Origin of the sequence: Wolbachia endosymbiont of Drosophila bocki (assembly GCF_028982005.1) — a bacterium.
Taxonomy (GTDB): domain Bacteria; phylum Pseudomonadota; class Alphaproteobacteria; order Rickettsiales; family Anaplasmataceae; genus Wolbachia; species Wolbachia pipientis.
In genome coordinates, this window is the sequence record NZ_JAPQLG010000171.1 from 1 (window position 1) to 1,448 (window position 1,448).

Annotated in this window: 1 protein-coding gene, 1 tRNA gene and 1 pseudogene; 1 reads left to right on the forward strand and 2 read right to left on the reverse strand. The window is 32.6% G+C overall.

What is annotated here, in order from left to right:
* Positions 1-501 (forward strand): annotated as a pseudogene (locus OZD61_RS04035) (IS3 family transposase); the annotation flags it as partial.
* A gap of 32 nt (positions 502-533) precedes the next feature.
* Here the strand turns inward: OZD61_RS04035 and OZD61_RS04040 are convergent.
* Both OZD61_RS04040 and OZD61_RS04045 read right to left on the reverse strand, forming a co-directional pair.
* The gene (locus OZD61_RS04040; RefSeq protein WP_274979949.1) at positions 534-1,262 is read right to left on the reverse strand and encodes a triosephosphate isomerase; all 729 of its coding nucleotides are present in this window, start codon (positions 1,260-1,262) and stop codon (positions 534-536) included.
* A gap of 24 nt (positions 1,263-1,286) precedes the next feature.
* Positions 1,287-1,359: transfer RNA gene (locus OZD61_RS04045), tRNA-Thr, on the reverse strand.
* Positions 1,360-1,448 lie beyond the last annotated feature (89 nt).

The window sequence follows — 1,448 nt, forward strand, 5'->3', positions numbered from 1 at the left end:
TTTGATTTACAAAGCAAGAGTAACAAGGGAAAGAGACATTTAAAAAAAAGCCCTGGCCAGTCAAAAAGAGTAAAATATTTTTTTATATAGTAACTGCTATAAAGTACAGGAATTATGTAGGATTTTCTGCTAGTGGCTACTATAAGTGGACCACAAGAAAAATAAGCAGTAGAGAATCAGCAAATAAAGAGCTACTCGAAGCTATTCAAAAAATATATCAAGTTTCTAAATGTAGATATGGAGCTCCTAAAATTCATGCTGAATTGAAGGCTTTGGGTAAAAGTTGCAATTTGAAAACGGTGCAAAGTATTATGCAGAAAAATGACATCAGGGCTATACTGAAAAGAAAGTTTAAAATTAAAAAACAACAAACAGATAATAGAGCTGTAGCTCCCAATATACTAGATCAGAACTTTATTGTTGATCAACCAAATAAAGTATGGGATTACTTACATCAAAACCAAGGAGGGAACCCTTTCTTGGGTTAGCTATATATGCTTGACACTGAAATGATGTCATTTGTTATAGGATTCTTAGTTGCTGATTTTAGAATTGATAAGAGAAAACTTTTTTTCAACTTGTTGTATAATTTTATAAAAGTGATCGAAATCTAAGCTTGCACTGCCAATTAAAACTCCTGATAAATTTGAGATACTGAGCAAATTTTCTATATTTTCTGAACTGACTGAACCACCATATATAATGTGTTTTTTACCAGTACACAATTTTATTACCTCTATCACCTCAGTAATTGCATCATTATTTGGCGCATGACCTGTGCCTATTGCCCATATTGGCTCATATGCTACGGTATATTCACCGTGCGTTGGCAAGCGGTTTTTACATTGATATTCTATTACTTCTTTTGTTTTTTCATTCTTATAATCTTCTGAATTTTCACCTACACAGATAATTGGGTGTAAGCCTGATTCTATTGCTATTTCCGACTTAAGTTTTATTTCACTATCTTCTTCATTGGCCCTTTCAGAGTGCCCAAGTATTACGTAAGTACACCCTAGTTCTTTTAACATTTCTGCACTAATTTCACCTGTGTAAGAACCGAACTTTTTATAATGGCAATTCTGTGCTCCTATATTAATATTATTGTTCAACTCTATACTGCTTGGAAATGATGTAAAAGGAGGGCAAATTACTAATTTAGAGGTAATTTCGTTGCTCTTGTCGTTAAGTTTGCCTATAAAGTCAACAAATGAAGAACGCACTCCATTCATTTTCCAATTTGCTACTATTAAAAAGGACATCAACTTTACTTATATGAGTGAGAGTGCCGGCTGTCGGACTTGAACTGACAACCTACTGATTACAAGTCAGTTGCTCTACCAATTGAGCTAAGCCGGCGTTAAACACATTAATAATATACAATTATCAATGAATTTTAGTCAACTAATTTTTAAAATACTGTATAATGAAAATAATATGAAAAAATT